At 73.2% G+C, this 18,833-nt stretch carries 15 protein-coding genes; 12 read left to right on the forward strand and 3 right to left on the reverse strand.

Annotated features, from left to right (window positions below; all coding sequences use genetic code 11):
* Positions 1 to 155 precede the first annotated feature (155 nt).
* On the forward strand, positions 156 to 1,010 hold the full coding sequence (locus B4V06_RS18085) for an HD domain-containing protein (protein WP_123114168.1): 855 nt from the start codon (positions 156 to 158) through the stop codon (positions 1,008 to 1,010).
* Between the two features lie 55 nt (positions 1,011 to 1,065).
* Here the strand turns inward: B4V06_RS18085 and B4V06_RS18090 are convergent, their stop codons facing one another.
* Entirely contained in the window at positions 1,066 to 2,460 is a 1,395-nt protein-coding gene (locus B4V06_RS18090; RefSeq protein WP_498170955.1) for an aldehyde dehydrogenase family protein, read from the reverse strand.
* 117 nt (positions 2,461 to 2,577) lie between these two features.
* On the opposite strand from B4V06_RS18090, the gene B4V06_RS18095 reads away from it, so the two are divergent.
* From B4V06_RS18095 to B4V06_RS18110, 4 genes are all read left to right on the forward strand, one after another.
* Positions 2,578 to 6,252 carry a tetratricopeptide repeat protein gene (locus B4V06_RS18095; RefSeq protein WP_498170957.1) on the forward strand — a complete coding sequence of 1,225 codons (3,675 nt, stop codon included), beginning with the start codon at positions 2,578 to 2,580 and terminating at the stop codon, positions 6,250 to 6,252.
* A gap of 99 nt (positions 6,253 to 6,351) precedes the next feature.
* Complete coding sequence (locus B4V06_RS18100) at positions 6,352 to 6,858, forward strand: PUA domain-containing protein (RefSeq protein ID WP_123114165.1); 507 nt, start codon at positions 6,352 to 6,354, stop codon at positions 6,856 to 6,858.
* 41 nt (positions 6,859 to 6,899) lie between these two features.
* Complete coding sequence (locus B4V06_RS18105) at positions 6,900 to 7,589, forward strand: 2,5-diamino-6-(ribosylamino)-4(3H)-pyrimidinone 5'-phosphate reductase (RefSeq protein WP_498170960.1); 690 nt, start codon at positions 6,900 to 6,902, stop codon at positions 7,587 to 7,589.
* Between the two features lie 278 nt (positions 7,590 to 7,867).
* Entirely contained in the window at positions 7,868 to 8,791 is a 924-nt protein-coding gene (locus B4V06_RS18110) for a coiled-coil protein (protein ID WP_123114163.1), read from the forward strand.
* Positions 8,792 to 8,932: 141 nt separating this feature from the next.
* On the opposite strand, the gene B4V06_RS18115 is transcribed toward B4V06_RS18110, so the two are convergent.
* Positions 8,933 to 10,462 carry a uracil-xanthine permease family protein gene (locus B4V06_RS18115; RefSeq protein ID WP_498170963.1) on the reverse strand — a complete coding sequence of 510 codons (1,530 nt, stop codon included), beginning with the start codon at positions 10,460 to 10,462 and terminating at the stop codon, positions 8,933 to 8,935.
* Between the two features lie 240 nt (positions 10,463 to 10,702).
* Here B4V06_RS18115 and sppA point away from each other — a divergent pair, with 240 nt between their 5' ends.
* The 3 genes from sppA (at position 10,703) to B4V06_RS18130 (ending at position 13,852) form a co-directional block, all read left to right on the forward strand.
* Positions 10,703 to 11,638 (forward strand): signal peptide peptidase SppA, encoded by a 936-nt coding sequence (gene sppA / locus B4V06_RS18120; RefSeq protein ID WP_498170964.1) that lies wholly within the window; start codon positions 10,703 to 10,705, stop codon positions 11,636 to 11,638.
* Between the two features lie 94 nt (positions 11,639 to 11,732).
* Positions 11,733 to 12,860 carry a DUF373 family protein gene (locus tag B4V06_RS18125; protein ID WP_123114160.1) on the forward strand — a complete coding sequence of 376 codons (1,128 nt, stop codon included), beginning with the start codon at positions 11,733 to 11,735 and terminating at the stop codon, positions 12,858 to 12,860.
* 167 nt (positions 12,861 to 13,027) lie between these two features.
* Positions 13,028 to 13,852 carry a shikimate dehydrogenase gene (locus B4V06_RS18130; RefSeq protein WP_123114159.1) on the forward strand — a complete coding sequence of 275 codons (825 nt, stop codon included), beginning with the start codon at positions 13,028 to 13,030 and terminating at the stop codon, positions 13,850 to 13,852.
* A gap of 29 nt (positions 13,853 to 13,881) precedes the next feature.
* On the opposite strand, the gene B4V06_RS18135 is transcribed toward B4V06_RS18130, so the two are convergent.
* Positions 13,882 to 14,340 (reverse strand): transporter, encoded by a 459-nt coding sequence (locus tag B4V06_RS18135; protein WP_498170967.1) that lies wholly within the window; start codon positions 14,338 to 14,340, stop codon positions 13,882 to 13,884.
* Positions 14,341 to 14,524: 184 nt separating this feature from the next.
* Between B4V06_RS18135 and B4V06_RS18140 the strand changes: the two genes are divergently transcribed.
* The 4 genes from B4V06_RS18140 to B4V06_RS18155 all read left to right on the forward strand — a co-directional run bounded on the left by B4V06_RS18140 (position 14,525) and on the right by B4V06_RS18155 (position 18,599).
* Complete coding sequence (locus B4V06_RS18140) at positions 14,525 to 15,220, forward strand: helix-hairpin-helix domain-containing protein (protein WP_123114157.1); 696 nt, start codon at positions 14,525 to 14,527, stop codon at positions 15,218 to 15,220.
* Positions 15,221 to 15,291: 71 nt separating this feature from the next.
* Entirely contained in the window at positions 15,292 to 17,058 is a 1,767-nt protein-coding gene (locus tag B4V06_RS18145) for an anthranilate synthase component I family protein (RefSeq protein ID WP_498170970.1), read from the forward strand.
* Positions 17,051 to 17,701 carry an anthranilate synthase component II gene (locus B4V06_RS18150; protein ID WP_123114155.1) on the forward strand — a complete coding sequence of 217 codons (651 nt, stop codon included), beginning with the start codon at positions 17,051 to 17,053 and terminating at the stop codon, positions 17,699 to 17,701. The genes B4V06_RS18145 and B4V06_RS18150 overlap by 8 nt, the downstream gene beginning before the upstream one ends.
* Positions 17,694 to 18,599, forward strand: a complete 906-nt coding sequence (locus tag B4V06_RS18155; protein WP_498170973.1) for an aminotransferase class IV — start codon at positions 17,694 to 17,696, stop codon at positions 18,597 to 18,599. The genes B4V06_RS18150 and B4V06_RS18155 overlap by 8 nt, the downstream gene beginning before the upstream one ends.
* The last annotated feature ends 234 nt before the right edge of the window (positions 18,600 to 18,833 follow it).

Below are 18,833 nucleotides of genomic sequence, written 5' to 3' on the forward strand. Positions count from 1 at the left end.
GGACGCGGGTCGGTTCACACCCGTACTGGACGCCTGTACCGCTTATAAGTTGTGCCCGTGGTGGTAACTGCCGGTCGACCGAGCGCGCCGACGCGGTCGCCCGCGGGCCGACACGCCACACCCTTTTAAATCGCCGAAGCCTCTTCACGGATCTCATGACCGATCCCGCCGAGTCGCCGGTCGATCCGGACCTCGAGGCCGACACCGACGCCGACCGCCACGAGTACGACCCCGACGCCGACCACGCCTTCCCCGACGGCCGCCTCAACGAGGTGCTCGACCGGATCGCGTCGGACGCCGAGATCACCGCGTACCTGGAGGCGCAGAACGTCAATCCCGTCGACCGGAAGGGGTACAACGACCACGGCGCGAAACACGTCGAGATCGTCCGGGACCGCGCGCTCCGGCTGTACGACCTGCTAAAGGCGGGCGGCGTCGAGTTCAACGGGGCCCGCCAGCAGGGGCTCGACGAGGCCGACGAGCCGGTGATCATCGCGCTCGCGGCGACCCTCCACGACATCGGCCACGTCGTCCACCGCCACGACCACCCGTACTACTCGATCCCGCTCGCCGCCGACCTGCTCGACGAGCTCCTCCCCTCCTTCTACGGCGTCCCCGAGCAGGTGCGCGTGAAGGCGGAGGTGCTCCACGCCATCCTCTGTCACCACACGGAGGAACAGCCGCTGACGCTGGAGGCTGGCGTCGTCCGGATCGCCGACGGCCTCGACATGGAACGCGGGCGCTCGCGGGTCCCCTACGAGGAGGGCGGTCGCGGAATAAACACCGTCTCCTCGCAGGCGATCGAACGCGTCTCGCTGCGGGAGGGCGAGACGACCCCCGTGCAGGTCGTGATCCGGATGAACAACGCCGCGGGCGTCTACCAAGTGGACTCCCTGCTGAAGGCGAAGATGGAGGAGTCGCTGCTGGAAGACCGGATCCAGACGATCGCGATCAACACCCACAGCGACGAGGACGGGACGACGTCGATCGTCGACCGGATCGAGCTGTAGAGGGCCGGACGGCGGGGGCGCGAACGGGAGCGGCCGAGCGACCGACCCGCCGCCGTCAGGGCCCGCGGAGCGTCTCGCCCGCCCCGTCGAGGCGCGGGTCGCGATCGGACGCGGCCATCACCGACACCGTCGTCGTCTCGATCAGGTCGGTCGGAGAGAGCCCGCCGGAGAGCTGGCTCCCGTCGGCGGTCCCGCCGCCGAGGATCGGGGCGAACCGGTACCCGTTCCGCCGGGTCCCCACCGCCTCCGTCCCCGGCTGGTTGACGACGAGCCGCCCGGGACGGAGCCGCTCGGCGGCCCGCCGCACGCGCCCGTGACGGGTCGTGTGGACCGCGGCCGCGTGCGGCCCGCCCAGTTCGGCGGCGAGCCGCAGACACGCGCCGAACCCCTCGCGGTCGTGAACCGCGACGGCCGGGAGCCCGGGGAGCGTCGCCAGCGGGTCGTCCTCCCCGTCGAACTCGTCGGCGATCACGAACGCCGCCCGTCTCGCCGCCGGGGGGAGGTCGAGCTCGGCGGCGAACCACCGGGGCGAGTTGCCGACGATCCGGTCCGGGGGATCCCCCCCGGCGTCGAGCAGGTCGCGGAGCCGCCCGCGCTCGGCCGCGTCGAGGACGTAGCCCCCCTCGTCTTCCAGCCCGGCGACCAGCTCGTCGACGGCGGCCGTCGGGATCGCGACGGCGGCGTCGGCCGCGGGATGCGCGCCGAAGTCGTACGTCGCGCCGACCGCGACGCGGGGCGCGACGGCCGACGGGTCGGCGTCCGCGTCGGCGACGGCGACGAGGCCGTCGGCGCTCGCGCACGCGTTGGGCGTCCCGCAGCGCTGGCCGGCGGCGACCGTCGCCTCGGAGCCGGCGGCGACGACGCGGTCGACGCGCTCGAACAGCGAGTCGGTCTGCGGCTTCGAGGCGGGCGCGGGGAGCGTCGCGACCGCGTCCGGCGGGGCGCCCGCGTCGTCGAGCGCCCGGCGGATCCGCTCGACGACGACGTCGCAGGTCTCGACCGCCGACGGCGACGGCGCGAGGACGATCGCGTTCCGGCCGGCGAGGGCGTACAGCGAGACGGCCGCGGGGACGACGACCGGGTGCGTCGCCGGCACCGCCGCCCCGACGACCCCGACCGGGTGCGCGACGGTCAGCGCGCCGGCGGAATCGTCTCGGTCGACCGCCCCGACGGTCGCCGCCTCCCGCGACGCCGCGAGCGAGCCGTCGAGCGCGGTCGCGACCTTCTCCGCCTTGCTCCCCGGATGTCCGCGTCCCGTCTCGGTCGCACCCGCGAGCGCGAGCCGGGCGATCGCCTCGCGCCCGCGCAGCGCCTCTCCCACCGCGTCGACGATCCGGGCGGTCGCGTTCGCGTCCCGCTCGGCCAGCCGCGACCCGGCCGCGCGGGCGCGCTCGACCGTCGCCGCGATCTCGTCCCGCTCGTCCGTCCCCGTCGCCGTGCCCCGCTCCATACGACACCGTGTCTCGCCCGGCTTCATATTCTCACCCGGTGACACAGTGTGCCGGCCCGCGACGGGAAGTGTGATCGAGGAAACAGTTATTCCGGTGGACCGCAACGACGGGGACGCATGGCGGGGGCGTCAGAACTCGTCGACGTCGTCGAACGCCGGCTCGACTTCCTCGAACGGCTCCTCGAGGACCCGCTTCGGAAACACGAACTGGTCGACGAGCTCGGCCACTCGCGCTCGACGGTCAACCGGGCGATCGACGAGCTGGAGGCCGCCGGGCTCGTCGCCGCCGCGACCGACGGCTACCGGGCCACGCTGACCGGCCGGCTGCTCGCCCGCGGGTACCGCCGGTTCCTCACCGTCGCGGACGACGTCGACGCCGCGAGCGAGGCGCTCGCCCCGCTCGGCCCCGACGCGTCGATCGAGGCGGTCGTGCTGCGGGACGCGGACGTGTTCCGCGCCGCCGCCCCGGACCCGTACAGGCCCTTAGAGCGGCTCGACGAGGCGCTGGCCGGCGCCGACGCGGTCGCCGCCGCGCTCCCGGCGCTCCCGTACCCGCGGCTGCTCGACCGCTGCCGCCGGGCGGCCGCCGGCGGGCGCGTCGACCTCGCGCTGTCCGACTCGACGTACCGGCACGCCAGGGACCGCTACGCCGACACCCTCGCCGGGCTCGCGCGTCGCGACGCCGCCGTCTCGGTCGTCGACGAGGTCGACGTCGGCGTGCTCGTGGCCGACGACGCCGCGCTCCTGCTGGTGTTCGACGGTGACGGGCGCGTCCACGGGGTGATCGAATCGACGGACTCCGCAGCGGTCGCGTGGGCCCGCGACCGGGTCGACCGGCTCGCCGCCGCCGGGCGCGACGTCGGCGAGGAGCTCGCGGCGATGGAGGCCGTTCGCGACGACTCCGCCGGCGAGGCCGGCGCCTTCGACGGTCGGTTCGGGTCGACCGACGACGGGGGGGACGCGCTCGGCGACCAGGGGTTCGCGACGCTCGACGACGACCTGCTTGACCGCGAGCCGGACCCGACCGCGCCGCTGCGCGCGACGCCGTCGTTCGCGGAGGTCGACGCCGGCTACGCGCTCGACAGGACGGCGCCCCGCGACGGGGAGCGGCGGTCGGTCGCCGACGAGCTGATCGAGGGGCTCGCAGCGGGCGAGGACCGCGCCCTCGTCGGCCCGCCCGGAAGCGGGAAGAGCACGGTCTGCCGGCTCGCGGCCGTGCGCTGGTACCGGTCCGGACGGGGGCCCGTGCTGTACCGCGACGGCGACGGCGGGGAGGCGTTCACCGCGACCGAGCGGCTCCGCGAGCGGGCGGCGGCGGCCGACGGCCACGCCCTCGTCGTCGCCGAAGACGCGGTCGATCCCGGCGCCGCCGAGGCGGTGAGCGCCGCCCGGACGCTGGCGGAGCGCGACGACGTCTCCTTCCTGTTCGACGCCCGCGCGGCGGCGTACGACGACCCCGACTCGCTCCCGCTGAGCCCGGCCGACCTCGGCTACCGGCGGCGGATCGAGACGATTCGGATGCCGCGCCTCGACGAGCGCGAGGCCGAGCGCTTCGCCGAGCACGTGGCCGACCTCGTCGGCGCGCCGCCGGCTGCCGACCCGGCCGCGCTGCTGGACGGGATCCGCGGGTCGGGTCCCGGTCCGTCGGTCCTCGACGGGGCAGAGGACACCGGGACCGGAACCGCGGCGGCGGAGGCGGACCGTCCCGGCGAACTGCTCTGTCTCCTCCACCACCTCGTCCGGGCCGGCGACCGGGCGACCGGAGACGATGCAGTCCGGAGCGCGGGTCGGAGCGATGACTCCGGGAGAGGGGCCGACCCGGAGAGCGGATCCGGGCCGTCCGGCGTCGCCGAGACGGGGTTCGAGGCGTCCGTGGAGGCGGCGATCCGCGACCTCGTCGACCGCCCGCCGCCGACCGCGGACGTCGCCGTGCTGGTGAACCTGCTCAACGTCGCCGGCGTCCGGGAGGTGCGCGAGCTCGCGTACGCGCTCGTCGGCGACGGAGAGGGTGGGCGAGACGCGTCGCCCGAGGCGGTGCGCCGGGCGCTCGGGGGGCTGGAGGGCGCGGTGTTGGTGCCCGCTCACGGGGAGCCGGACCGGACCGTCCACGAGGAGTGGTCCGTGCTGTTCCTCGAACGGCTCCTCGACCGGGAGCCCGAGCCGGTGGTCGCGCGGCGGGTCGGCCGCGTCGCGACGCGGCTGCTCTCGCTCGCCGACGACCCGGCGCGCCGCTCGCGGGTCCGGCGCGCGGTCGGCGGCGACGCCCCCGCGATGGATCGGATCGAGCGTAACCCGGAGGAGTGGGCGAGCGAGACGACGCGACGCCTGTACGGGGTCGGCCGGCGGTACCCGCGGCTCGCCGGGCTGTACGGGCGGGTCCGCTACTCGTGGATCGACCTCCCGGACGCCTGCCCGGCGGAGCTCCGCGACCGCGCCCCCGAGTGGGTCGCTCGGATGTACGTCGACGCCGGCGACCTCGACGGGGCGGTCGAGGCGCTCGACGCGTGGCGCCCGGCGGACGAGGGCGGCGAGGCGGAGCGCCAGCGCGGGCTCGGCGACGTGGCCCGCCGCCGGGGCGAGCACGACGCGGCGCGCGAGCGGTACGAGCGGGCGACCGAGCTGTTCGAGTCCGCCGGCGACCGGCGGGGGCTCGCGGCCGCGATCCGGGGGTGCGCGCAGGCGGCCCACTTCGCCGGCGACTACGAGGCGGCCTACGAGGACGCCTCGCAGGCGTACGCCGTCGCCGCCGCGATCGACGACCCGATCGCGACCGCGAAGGCGCTCATGGACGTCGGCAACGCGCTCGACGCCCTTGACGCGACCGACGCGGTGGTGGACCACTACCGCGTCGCCGGCGACCTCTTCCGGGCGTACGACGACCTCCACGGCGAGGCGAACGTGCGGGCGAACCTCGCGGTCGCCCGCCGCCGGCGCGGCGAGCTGACGGCCGCGGAGCGGGCGGCCGAGCGCGCCCTCGACGGCTACCGGACCGTCGGGGACGAGCACCGCGAGGCGGTCGTCCTCCTGAACCTCGGCGCGATCGCGGAGCAGCGCGGGGAAGTGGACGAGGCGGTGGCCCGCGCCCGGGAGGCCCGCGACGTCGCCGAGCGCGTCGGCGCCGACCTCTACCGCGCGCTCGCCGTGAGCAACCTCGGGTCGGCGGCGCAGCTCGCCGGCGACCTCGACCGCGCGGAGCGGCTCCTCCGCGACGCGCTCGGCTCCTTCGAGGCGCTCGACGCCGACGACCGGTGCGCGATGGCCGCGGCAACGCTCGCCGACGTCGCCGTCGATCGCGGCGACCTCGAGGCCGCCGAGCGGTGGATCGACCGGGCCGAGGTGGCGCTCGGCGACCGAGCCAATCCGCGCCGTCGGGCGATACTGGACCGGGTCCGGGGCGCCGTCGCGCTCCGGCGCGGCGACCCGGAAGCTGCCGAGCGCGCCGTCGCGGACGCGATAGAGCGGGCCCGAGAGGGCGGGTTCACCGACGTCGAGGCCCGGGCGCTCGCCGACTTCGGGGCGGTCGCGGCCGAACGCGGGGACGCGGCGGCGGCCGCCGACCGCCTGACCGAGGCGATCGACCTGGCCCGCGAGGTCGAGTGTGCGCGCGCGCTCGCCGAGGCGGCCGGCGGGATGGCGGACCTGCTGTCGGACCGCGGCGCGCGCGCACTCGACCCGACCGCGCCCGACCCGGTCCCCGAGGGTTCGGCCGCCGACCCGACGGCGTACCGCGAGCTTGCCGACCGGTGGCGCGCCGACGGGGACGGGGCCGCCGTCGAGTTCGGAGAGGGGTAGCGCCGGCGGCTCCCGACGGGGAGCGCCTGACGATACGCTCCGGCCGAGGGCCGCGGCCGCGTTCGTAACGGCTTTGCGCGTGGCCGGGACAGTGCGGGTATGACCGACGCCGACGCGCTCGCGGACCTGCGGACCGGCGCCGACTACCAGTTCGGCGCCGGCGCGGGCCGCGCCCTCTTCCCCCCCGACGAGCCGCTGACCCTCCGGCGATCGAGCGGCGGCCGCCCGCGACAGGTGATCGTCGGGGACGTCGACGACACGCCCGGCAGCTCCGAGGGAGACCGCCTCGTCTCGTACGGCACCGACGGGCGGTTCACGCTCGGCGTCGCCGGCGGCCGGCGGGTGCGCGAGGCGTTCGACCCGCCGCGGCACCGGGTCGTCGTCGGCGAGGAGAGCGAGCCGTTCGTGCGCGAGGGGCGAAACGCCTTCGCGAAGTTCGTGACCGCGGCCGACGACGGGATTCGCCCCGGCGACGAGGTGCTCGTCGTCGACGAGACGGACGCGCTGTTCGCTGTCGGCCGCGCGGAGCTCTCCGGCGCGGAGGCCGAGGCGTTCGCGAGCGGCGTCGCCGTCAAGGTGCGGAACGGGGTCGGCGACGCGGAGTAGTCGACCGAAACGACCATTCCCCGCCCGCGAGACGGGCTCGTATGCACGTCGTCGTCAACGCCGCCCAGAGCGTCGACGGGAAGCTCGCGACGCGGCGCCGGGAGCAGCTCCGCATCTCGGGTCCGGAGGACTTCGACCGGGTCGACCGCGTCAGGGCCGCCGCGGACGCGGTGCTCGTGGGCGTCGGGACGGTGCTCGCCGACGACCCGCACCTCACGCTCGACGAGGAGGACCGCCGCGTCCAGCGCCTGCGGAACGGCCGCTCCGGTAACCCCGCCCGCGTCGTCGTCGACTCGGCGGGCCGAACGCCGACCGACGCCCGGATCCTCGACGACGCGGCGACGACGTACCTGCTCGTCTCGGACGCGACGACCGCGGAGCGTCGCGAGGCGCTGACCGCGGCCGGCGCGGAGGTCGTCGCGATCGAGCGCGGGCCCGACGGGGATCACGTCGACCTCGCCGCCGGGTTCGACGAGCTGGCCGACCGCGGCGTCGACCGCCTGATGGTCGAGGGGGGCGGCGAGGTGATCTACTCGTGTTTCGCCGCGGGGCTCGTCGACGAGCTCCACGTCTACGTCGGATCGATGGTGGTCGGCGGCCGCGACGCACCGACGCTCGCCGACGGCGAGGGGTTCACGGAGGCGTTCCCCCGGATCGACTTAGTCGACACCGAGCGGCTCGACGACGGGGTCGTGCTCTCGTACGAGGTCGGCGGCGGCGAGGGCGCGTGAGGCCCCGGGACCCGCCCCGCCGATCCCCTGTCTAACGTTTCATAAATACTGATGGGTGTGTGATCGTTCGCCACGGATCGGCGGGTATACGGCCCGTGCTACCGGGTTACATCCGATTCACCGAAGTCTTTATATGTCGGCCTGCGGTAGGATCTGGTACCAGAACGCCTCCGGCGCTGGTGGGATCGCACGCTGAAATGAACGGGAGCTCTTGTGAACGGCCCGACGCACGACGGCGAGCGACTGCCACCCCCGGAGCGGTGATGGAGAGATAAAAAATGGTAACGAAAGACGAAGTCATCGAGCAGTACGAGATCGAACCGATGGACGAGGCGGACAACGTGGACCTTTCCGAGGACGACCTCGAGAACGGGTCGAAGGGACAGCTCATCAAACGCGCCGGTCAGCTGCGAGACCGACGCAACGAGCTGAACCAGATGGCCTCCGAGCGCGCCTCCAAGCGCGACGACCTCAACGCGAAGACGCGGGAGAAGGTCGACGAGGCCCAGGAACACCGCGAGAAGCGCGACGAGCTCAACGAGCAGGTCCAGGAGCACAAGGACAAGCGCAACGAGCTCAACGCCGAGGCCAACGAGCTGTTCGACGAGGTCGAGGAGCTCAAACAGGACATGGAGCTCGGCTCCGGCAAGTCCATCGAGGAGCTCAAAGAGGAGATCGAAGACCTCGAGTTCCGACAGCAGACCGAGGTTCTCGACGCGGAGGACGAGCGCGAGCTCATCGAGAAGATCGACGAGAAGCGAGAGAAGCTCGCCGAGAAGAAGGAGAAGGTCGACGACACCAGCGAGCTCGACGAGCTGGTCGAGGAGGCCGAGGAGGTCCGGTCCGAGGCGTCCCAGCACCACCAGAAGGTGACTGAGCTCGCCGACAAGGCCCAGGAGCACCACAACCAGATGATCGAGGCCTACCGCGAGGCCGACGACATCCGCGACGAGGCCGACGAGATGCACGAGCTGTTCGTGGAGGCCCAGGAGGCCGCCGACCAGCACCACGAAGACTTCGTGCGCGTCCAGAAGCGCCTGCGCGAGCTCGACAAGGAGGAGGAGCGCGAGCGCAAGGACGAGCGCGCGGAGAAGCGCGAGGAGGAGAAGGAGGAGGCCGAGGAGATCTACCAGAAGTTCAAGGAGGGCGAGACGCTCGACACCGAGGACCTGATGAAGCTCCAGAAGACCGGCCTGCTGTAGTTCGGCCGGACCGACGTTTCTGCGGATCTTTCGCGACGCGCCGAGCCTCGGCTCGGCACGAGGCCGACGGTCAGAGACGCCAGTCGCGTATCGCGAGCGGGTCGCATCGACTCCCGTTCGAGAGACCCGCTCCGAGAGCGCTCAGTCGTTGCGGGCCGGTTCCTCCTCGGAGACGAAGCGGTCGTACGCCGACGTGAACTCCGCGTCGGCTTCGGTCGCCTCCTCCCACGCGGTGAGTCCGCGTTCCGCGGCCGTCCCCGCGATCGAGTTGTCGAGGAGGAACGCGACGAGCCCCCCCACCGCCATGCCCGTCGATCCGATGACGTAGATGGTGTTCGCGACGACGTCGGCACCGAGGAGGGGACCGAGCAGGAAGCTGTCGGCCAGTCCCTGTTGCAGGGCGTTCGCGCTCCCGACGCTCCGCAGGTACTCCGGGACGGCCAGCCCGGAGAAGAGCGCGATCCCGATGATGAAGATGTTACGCGACGAGTCGAGGTCCACGTATTTGAGGTTCGAGAGGCCGACGCCGACGATCTGGGCGAACATGGCGACGTAGAGGCCGCCGATGATCGGGCTCGGAATAGTGGCGACGAGCTGTCCGAAGTAGCCGACGAACCCGACGAGGATCATGAGCGCGGCGCCGATCTGGACGACGTACCGCGAGGCCACGCCGGTGAGGCCGATGGCGCCGACGTTCTCGGAGTACGAGGTCGACCCGCCGGTACCCATCACCCCGGAGAAGACGTTCATGAGTCCCTCCATGCCGATGCCGTGGGTCATCCGTTCGCTGCTGGGAGCGCCCATGCCAGAGAGGCGGGCGACCGCGTGGTAATCGCCGATGGATTCGACGATGGAGGCGGCGACGCCGGCGAGCATACCGACGACGAACGCGGCCGTCACGTTCGGAACGCCCCACTGGAGCGGGTAGATGAGGTGGACCGGGTCGGCCGCGGCGACGCTCGCCAGATCGACGTATCCGGGCGTGTCCGGTCCGAAGACGCCGAGGACCGACAGAGCCGCGGCGAATATCCACGCGACGACGATCCCGAGGAGGACCGGAAACAGCTGGAAGATCTGCGATTTCCCCCCGAGGTACTGCGAGAACAGGACGATCATGAACAGCGTCAGACCGAGGAGCCACCAGTTCTGCGTCGTCGTGGTGATCTCGGGCGCGTTGAACAGCGACAGCCCGATGAGCACGATGACCGGCACGATGACGACCGGCGAGAGGTGCCTTCGCAGCCGGCCGACGAGGCCGAGGTAGCCGATCGCGACCTCGGCGAGCGCGGCGACGATGATCGCGCCTTGGAGTTGGAGCAGCGCCGCCCGCCAGGCGACGATGCCCTCCGGCGGGTTCGCCGTCACGACGCCGATGACCGCGAGCGCGGGCGCGAGCATCGAGAACGGCGCTCCCTGCACGATCGGATAGCGGTTCCCGAACGTCGTCTGCGCGAGCGTCGCGATCCCCGACACGACGAAGAACGTGCCGACGAAACGCGGAATGACCGCGTCGGGCATCCCCATCGCGCCGGCGAGAAGAAGCGGCACGGCGATGTTCGCGCCCACCATCGTGAGATAATGTTGAGCGCCGAGGAGAAGCGACTTCCCGAGCGGGGGTTTGTCGTCGATGCCGTACTGAACGAACGCGTCCTCGTCCTCGTTCCCTGCCATCCCTGTGGCGTCAATCAGCGTAAGGCCACAAAAACGCAGCCTTTGGAGGGCGTCGGACGGCGGAGTTCGGGCGCCCCGTTCCGGGCCGGAGTCGGATCGGGGGAGCGAGCGGTGAGCCGCCTGCGAGTCGAAGCGTTGCGACGGAGTGACGGGCGACGGGGTCCCGGCGGCGTGTGCGGTCCATCTGCCGTCGGCGACGGCCGACAGCATATATAAACGGCCGCGCCCCCAACCGGCGGTATGGAGAGCGACGCGCGTACGGACGGACGGACCCTCCTCGCGGCCGCCGTGGTCGGCGCGACGGCGACGGTGGCGGGCAAGCGACTCCTCGGCCGACTCACCCGCGGTCGGTTCGGCGAGACCGAGGAGTACAACGTCGGGAAGGTGACGGTCTCGGGACCGATCACCCGCGACACCGGCCGCCCGTCCCCGCTGTCGGGACCGGGCGGCACGACGGCCGACGACGTGGTCGAGCAGATCGAGGCGGCCGACGAGGACGAGGACGTCGAGGCGCTCGTCGTCGAGCTCAACACGCCCGGCGGCGAGGTGCTCCCGAGCGACGACATCCGGCGGGCCGCGGCCGCGTTCGACGGCCCCACGGTCGCGTACGCGACGGACACCTGCGCGTCCGGCGGCTACTGGATCGCGAGCGGCTGCGACGAGCTGTGGGCGCGCGACGCGAGCCTCGTCGGCTCGATCGGCGTCGTCGGCTCCCGGCCGAACGCGGCCGGGCTCGCGGACAAGCTCGGGATCTCCTACGAGCAGTTCACCGCCGGCGAGTACAAGGACGCCGGCGTGCCGCTGCGCGAGATCGAGGAGGACGAGCGGGAGTACCTCCAGGGGATCATCGACGGCTACTACGACCAGTTCGTCGAGACCGTCAGCGAGGGGCGCGACATGGATCCGGAGGCGATCCGAAAGACGGAGGCGAGGGTCTACCTCGGCACCGACGCGGCCGAGATCGGGCTCGTCGACGAGCTCGGCACCGAGGACGACGTCGAGGACCGGCTCGAACGGCTGATCGGCGCGGAGCCGGAGGTCCGCGAGTTCACGCCCGATCGGGGGATCGCGGAGCGGCTCGGCATCGGCGCGGAGCGCGTCGCGTTCGCCGCCGGCAGCGGCGTCGCGAGCGCCTTCACGAGCGAGGGCGGCGAGGTCGACGTCGAGCTGCGGTAGGCGAGGGCCGGCACCGGCGACCGGCCGGGGATCGGCCCCGGTGAACCCCTCGCCGACGGGGAGCTTTTTATTCGGGCGGAGCGAGAGTCGAGGCGTGACGACGCTGGTCATCTGCATCGACCGCTCCGGGGCGATCGGGCGGGCCACGAACGTCCCGATGCCGGTCGCCGGCTGGGAGGCGGTCCGCTCGCTCGTCACCGACGCCGGGCTCAGCGACCCGGAAGACGCCAGCGTCAACTGTCTGCTCGAGTCGCTGCGGGTCGCCCGCGACCTCCGCGACGAGCGCGAGGAGGCGGTCGTCGCCGTCGTCTCGGCCGAGAGCGACACCGCCGTCGGCGCCGACCGGTCGATCGCGGCCCAGCTCGACGACCTCGTGGACCGGTACGACCCCCGCGCCGCGATCGTCGTCGTCGACTCCGCCGAGGACGAGCAGGTGCTCCCGATCGTGGAGTCGCGGATCCCGGTCGACTCCGTCGACCGCGTCGTCGTCCGGCAGGCCCGCGACATCGAGTCGACCTACTACCTGCTCAAGCAGTTCCTCGCCGACGAGCAGCTCCGGTCGACGATCCTGGTCCCGTTCGGGGTCGCCCTGCTGCTGCTGCCGGCGCTGTTCTACTGGTTCTCCGCCGCCGAGGCGGTCGCAGGCGTCGCCGGGCTGCTCGGCGCGGCGCTCCTTTATAAAGGACTCGCGATCGACCGGTTCGTCGCCGGGATGCCCGAGCGGATCCGGGAGGCGCTGTACGCCGGCCAGGTGTCGATCGTCACGTACGTCGTCGCCGCCGGGCTCGCACTCGTCGGCGGGTTCTTCGGCGTGCTGGCGGCCTCGGATCTCGGGAGCGCGCCCCGCCTCGTGGAGGCGATGGAGTTCACCTACACCGCCGTCCCGTGGTTCGCGGTCGCGGGCGTGACCGCGGCCGTGGGCCGGCTCCTCGACGAGCTGATCCGCGACGAGGGGATCCGGACCCCCTACCTCAACCTCCCGTTCGTCATCGTCGCCGTCTCGCTCGTCGTCCGCGGGTTCGCGGGCTACTTCCTCGCGCAGGAGGCGGTGATCGAGCCGTTCGACCCGATCGGCGTCGGGGTGACCCCCGTCCAGCGGCTCGCGGGGTTCATCGTCGCGGGGATCGTCGTCTCCCTCGTCGGCGTCAAGCTCGCGAGCGACGTGGGGACGGAGACGCTGGAGGACGTCATCGACGCGGACCGGGAGACGGACGGGGAGTGAGCGCAAGGAGCGACGCGGTCTCCCCGCGTCGACCGCGCCCTGGTCCCGCGGTCTCCCCGCGTCGACCGCGCTCTCCCCGTGGTCTCCTCACGTCGACCACGCCCTGGTCCCGTGGTCTCCTCACGTCGACCACGCCCCTTTTGTCGGTCGCGCCCGCGTGAGCGCTCATGGACGTGTACGGACTGATCGGAAACCCCGTCGAGCACTCGCTGTCACCGCCGCTCCACGAGGCCGGCTACGAGGCGCTCGAGATCGACGCGCGCTACGTCACCTTCGAGCCGGACGCCGACGCGGCGGCCGCGGCGGTCGCGGGCGCCGCCGACCTCGGCGTGGCCGGGCTCAACGTCACGGTGCCGTTCAAGCGCGACGTCCTCGACGCGGTCGACGCCGCCCCCCTCGCGGAGCGGATCGGCGCGGTCAACACGGTCGACTTCGGCCCGGTGCGCGCCGGCGAGGCCGACCGCCCCCGCGGCTACAACACCGACGCGGCCGGCGTGAAACGCGCCTTCGCGCGCCACGACGTGGAACTGGACGGCCGGGAGGCGGTCGTCGTCGGCGCCGGCGGCGCGGGGCGGGCCGCGGCGTTCGCGCTGGCCGACGCCGGCGCGAACGTCCACGTGGCGAACCGCACCGCCGAGCGCGCCGTCTCGCTGGCCGAGGCGGTCCGGGGGGCGACCGGCGGCGGCCTCGACGACCTCGGCGACCGCATCGCGGGCGCAGATGTGCTGGTCAACGCGACCAGCGTCGGCATGGAGGCGCCCGACGAGACGCCGGTGCCCGCGGACCACCTCCACGGCGACCTCGCGGTGCTCGACGCGGTGTACGCGCCGATCGAGACGCGCCTCCTGCGGGAGGCGGCCGACGCGGGCGCGACGACGGTCGACGGCGCGTGGATGCTGCTGTTCCAGGGCGTCGAGGCGTTCGAGATCTGGACCGGGCGAGAGGCGCCCGTCGACGCGATGAACGCGGCGCTGCGGGCGGAGTTGGAGTAAGAGCGGACGACCGGTGCGGTTCGGCCTTTTTAAATAAGCCCGGGCGTCGCCAGCAGCCCGGCGGTGACGACGAGCGCCACGGAGAGCCCGGCGGCGCCGTAGAGGAACGGCTTCGCGTCGCGGGCGGGCTCACGGAGCTTCCCGGCGTCGAGCCCGTCGGTCAGCTTCCCGCTCGCGACCTCGACGAGCCCGGTGATCAGGAACCAGAGCGCGATCATCGTCAGGACGAGGTGGCCGCGGCCGGTCCCGGTGAGCGACTCGAACGTGTACAGCGTCCCGGCCATGTGGCCGCCGGAGGCGAGGAAGGCGAGAGCGGCGATCCGCGTGATCCACCGGAGCCGGCCGACGATCGCGCCGAGGGCGTCGCCGTCGACGTCGCCGCGGAGCGCCGACGGGAGCACGGCGAGGGTGACGAACAACACGCTGCCGGTCCAGAGGACCGCGAAGCCGACGTGGACCGACCACATGACCGGGTTGATGACGTCCATATCCGTCGAAGGGACTGACGCACCTTATACATCGGCGAGACGGAGCCGTCCGGGGATCGGGACGAGAGGAGCGGCGAGGTCGGCCCGCGGCGACCGCGGATACCGAGTCAGCGGCGACGACAGGGAAAGCGAGAGCGGCCGACGGCGAGGGCTTTTAAATATCCCACGGGCGTATACCACGTCGATGGCCCTACTGCAGAAGATCAAGGAGAAACTCGGGTTCGGGACCGGTTCCGCCGAACGCGACGAAACGGACACGGAAGTGACCGTCGAGAGCGATCCGGCGGCCGACGCGGACGCCGGGACCGACGACCGCGAGGAGGCGGAGCCCGCCGCCGCCGGGACCGAGGCGGCGGCCTCGACCGAGTCACTGGTCGACGAGGAGGGCGCCGACGAGGACCCGGCCGAGGCGGCCGAGCCGGCGGAGGCCGCGGGGATGGCCCACGAGGAGATGGCGGACGACGACATCGAGACGGGCGCGGGCGAGAAATCCGCCACCGACGAGGAGTCTCCCGAGGACGAGGAATCCGCCACCGATGAGGAATCCGCCGAGGACGACCCGGCCGCCGCCGAGACCGAGGCGGCGGCCTCGACCGAGTCACTGGTCGATGACGACGAGGGTGCCGAGGAGCCGTCCGAGGCGGCGGAGCCGGCGGAGGCCGCGGGGATCGCCGACGAGGAGGTCGAGACCGACAGCGAGACGGGCACGGACGTCGAGGAGCTCAAGGGGATCGGCCCGGCCTACGCCGAGCGGCTCGCCGAGATCGGCATCGGCAGCGTCGAGGACCTCGCGGCCGCCGACCCCGAGGCGGTCGCTGAGGGCGCCAGCGTCGGCGAGAAGCGCGCCGCGACGTGGATCGACCGAGCGAAGGAGTTCTGACACCGCCGACCGCGACCGTTTCTGGCACCGCCGACCGCAACTGTTTCGTCGCGCCCGCCGAACCGAGTCACATGCAGCGATCGCCACACACCGACCGGGACCGCTTCCGCGAGGTCGCCGCCGCGGCGCCCGCTGGGGCCCGCGTCCCGGTCGAGCGCCGTGTGGCCGTCGACGACCCCTTCGCCGCCTACCGCCGGGCCCGCGACGGCCCGGGCGGGTTCTGCTACGAGACCACCGGCGGACAGGCCGGCTGGGGCTACTTCGGCGTCGACCCGGTCGAGCGGCTGACCGCCTCGGGCGAGGCGGTCGTCGCGGAGCGGGGCGGAGACGGGTCGGCCGACGGCTCGGACGCCGACGGCGAGAGCCCGACCGGCGACTACCGCCGACCGAGTCCGACGCTCGCAGCGCTCCAAGGGCTCCTCGACGGGGAGATCCTCGTGCGGGGCGACTGCGAGGTCCCGTATCCCTGCGGCGCGTTCGGCTGGCTTTCCTACGACGTCGCCCGCGAGCTAGAGTCGTTTCCCGCGCCCGCGCCGGCGGGGCCCGGCGCGGTCGACGACCGCGGGCTCCCCCGGCTCCAGATCGGCGTCTTCGACCGGATCGCGGCGTGGAAGTGTCCGGTCGACGACGGCGGCGACGCCGAGGCCGCGGACGCGGCGCCGCCCGTCACCCTCCGCGTGACCGCTTGCCCCCGCGTCCCCGCGGGGCTCGACGACCCGACCGCCGACCGCGATGCCCTCGACGCGCTGTTCGACGAAGGGGCGAAGCGAGCCGGCGAGCTGATCGACCGGATCGAAACGGGCGACCCGGCGGTCGGGCCGGCGCCCGACCCCGAGGCGTCGACGGCGTCTTTCGAGAGCGACGTCGGCCGCGAGGGGTACGCCGAGGCGGTCCGGCGGGTGAAGGGGTACGTCCGCGACGGCGACACCTTCCAGGCGAACGTCTCGCAGCGCCTGCGGGCCCCGGCCGCGGTCCACCCGGTCGAGGCGTACGACGCGCTCCGGGGCGTGAACCCGGCGCCGTACTCCGGGCTGATCGAGTTCTCGCGAGGGGACGGCGGGGACGGCGGAGTCGGCGGGAGCGTGGGCGCCGGAGGCGGGGACGACGCGTCGAGCGCCCCCGCCGGCGTCGACCTCGTGAGCGCGAGCCCGGAGCTCCTGTTGGAGCGCGTCCCGACCGACGACCCCGACCGCGGCGCCCGCCTCGTGACCGAGCCCATCGCCGGGACGCGGCCGCGCGGGGCGACCGCGGAGGACGACGCGGCGCTGGAGGCAGAGCTGACCGACGACGCCAAGGAGCGCGCCGAACACGCGATGCTCGTCGACTTAGAGCGCAACGACCTCGGGAAGGTCTCCCGGTTCGGCACGGTCGACGTCGCGGAGTACCGCCGCGTGGACCGGTACAGCGAGGTGATGCACCTCGTGAGCGTCGTCGAGGGCGAGGCGCGCCCGGACGTGGGGGTCGCCGACGCGGTCGCGGCGTGTTTCCCCGGCGGGACCATCACGGGCGCGCCGAAGCCGCGGACGATGGAGATCATCGACGAGTTGGAGGAGACGCGTCGCGGCCCGTACACCGGCTCGATGCTCGCCGCCGGCTTCGACGGCCGGGCGACGCTGAACATCGTCATCCGGACGCTGGTCCGCCGCGCCGCGGAGTACCACCTGCGCGTCGGCGCCGGGATCGTCCACGACTCCGAGCCCGACGCGGAGTACGAGGAGACGCTCGCGAAGGCGCGCGCGCTGGTGACGGCCATCGACGAGGCGCTCGCGGCCGGCGAGATGGCGGTGAACGGACACGAGAGCCCGAGCGACCCGGAGGGGGAGGCGAGCGATGACTGACTCGTCGTCTCCCTGCGACGACCCCGCCGACGCCGGCTGGCGACCGGGCGTCGGCGATTCGGACGCCCGGGTGCTCGTCGTCGACAACTACGACTCGTTCGCGTACAACCTCGTCCAGTACGTGGGGGAGGTCGCCGGCGCGGTCGCGGTCCGCCGCAACGACGCGGTCGACCTCGACGGGATCCGCGCGCTCGACCCCGACGGCGTCGTCGTCTCGCCGGGGCCGGGCACCCCGGCCGAGGCGGGCGTCTCGACGGCCGCCTTCGACCTCGCGATCCCCGTCCTCGGGGTGTGTCTCGGCCACCAGGCGTTGTGCGCGAACCGCGGGGGCCGGGTCGGCCACGCCCCGGAGGTCGTCCACGGGAAGCCGTCGACGATCGCCCACGACGGGTCGGGCGTGTTCGCCGGGCTCCCGGACCGGCTCCGAGTCGGGCGGTACCACTCGCTGTGCGTCGAGCGAGGCGACCTCCCGGACGATCTCGTCGAGACGGCCCGCACCGAGGACGAGCGGGAGGTCGTGATGGGCGTTCGGCACCGCGAGCGGCCGCATATCGGCGTGCAGTTCCACCCCGAGAGCATCCTCACGCCGCGGGGGAAGGCGATGGTGGCGAACTTCGTGGAGGTGTGCGAGACGCATGAGTGAGGAACTTCGATACCACGTCGACGGCGAGGTCGTGCCCGCCAGCGAGGCGACCGTCTCGGTCGAGGACCGCGGGTTCGCCTACGGCGACGCCGCCTTCGAGACGATGCGCGCGTACGGCGGCGACGTCTTCCGCTGGGAGGACCACGCGGCGCGGCTCGCCGACACCTGCGAGACGCTCGGGCTCGACCACGGGATCGCGGACGAGGCCCTGAAAGGCCGGATCGACGAGACGCTCGCCGCGAACGGCCTCGGGGACGCCTACGTGAAGCTCTCGGTCACCCGCGGGGTCCAGCCCGGCACGCTCGACCCGAAACCGGAGGTCGACCCGACCGTCGTCGTCATCGCCAAGCCGCTCCCGCGGGGCGGCGTCGACTCGGAGCCGGTCCACGACGGGCCGGCCGCGCTCCAGACGACGAAGACCCGAAAGCCGTCCTCGCGGGCGCTCCCGGCCGACGCGAAGACGCACAACTACCTCAACGGGATCCTCGCCCGCCTCGAACTCAGGGTCACCGGCGCCGACGAGGCGCTCATGCTCGACGCCGACGGCAACGTGGCCGAGGGCGCGACCGCGAACGTCTTCTTCGCCGACGGGACCGCCCTCAAGACGCCCTCGCTCGACGGCCCGATCCTCCCGGGCGTCACCCGCCGGACCGTGATCGAGATCGCCGAGGAGGAGGGGATTCCGGTGGAGGAGGGCACGTACGCGCCGGACGCGGTCCGCGAGGCCGACGAGGTGTTCCTCACCAACTCGACGTGGGAGGTCCGGCCCGTCGAGACGGTCGACGGCCTCGCGGTCGACGGGGACGGCGACGGCGTCGAGGGGCCCCTGACGACCCTCATCTCCCGGCTGTTCGACCGGCGCGTGGAGGAGCGGTACTACGACGGCGAGCGGCTGTGAGTCGACGACATTCGTTTATAAATAAAGATGCGGTCGGCGCGCGCCTCCGAGCGCCCGACAGGGCGCGAGGAGCGCCGCGCGAGGGAGTCGCTGGCTCCCGAAGCGAAGCGGAGGGTGCCAGCGACGAGGCTGGGGAGGCGTGAGGCGCGGTTGCGGTCCCGCGAGCGAAGCGAGCGGGAGCACGGAAGTCGCAGCCCGCGCAGCGAAGCGAGCAGGAACGTCTTCCGGCGGCGC

The organism is Halorubrum sp. B53 (genome assembly GCF_059752395.1).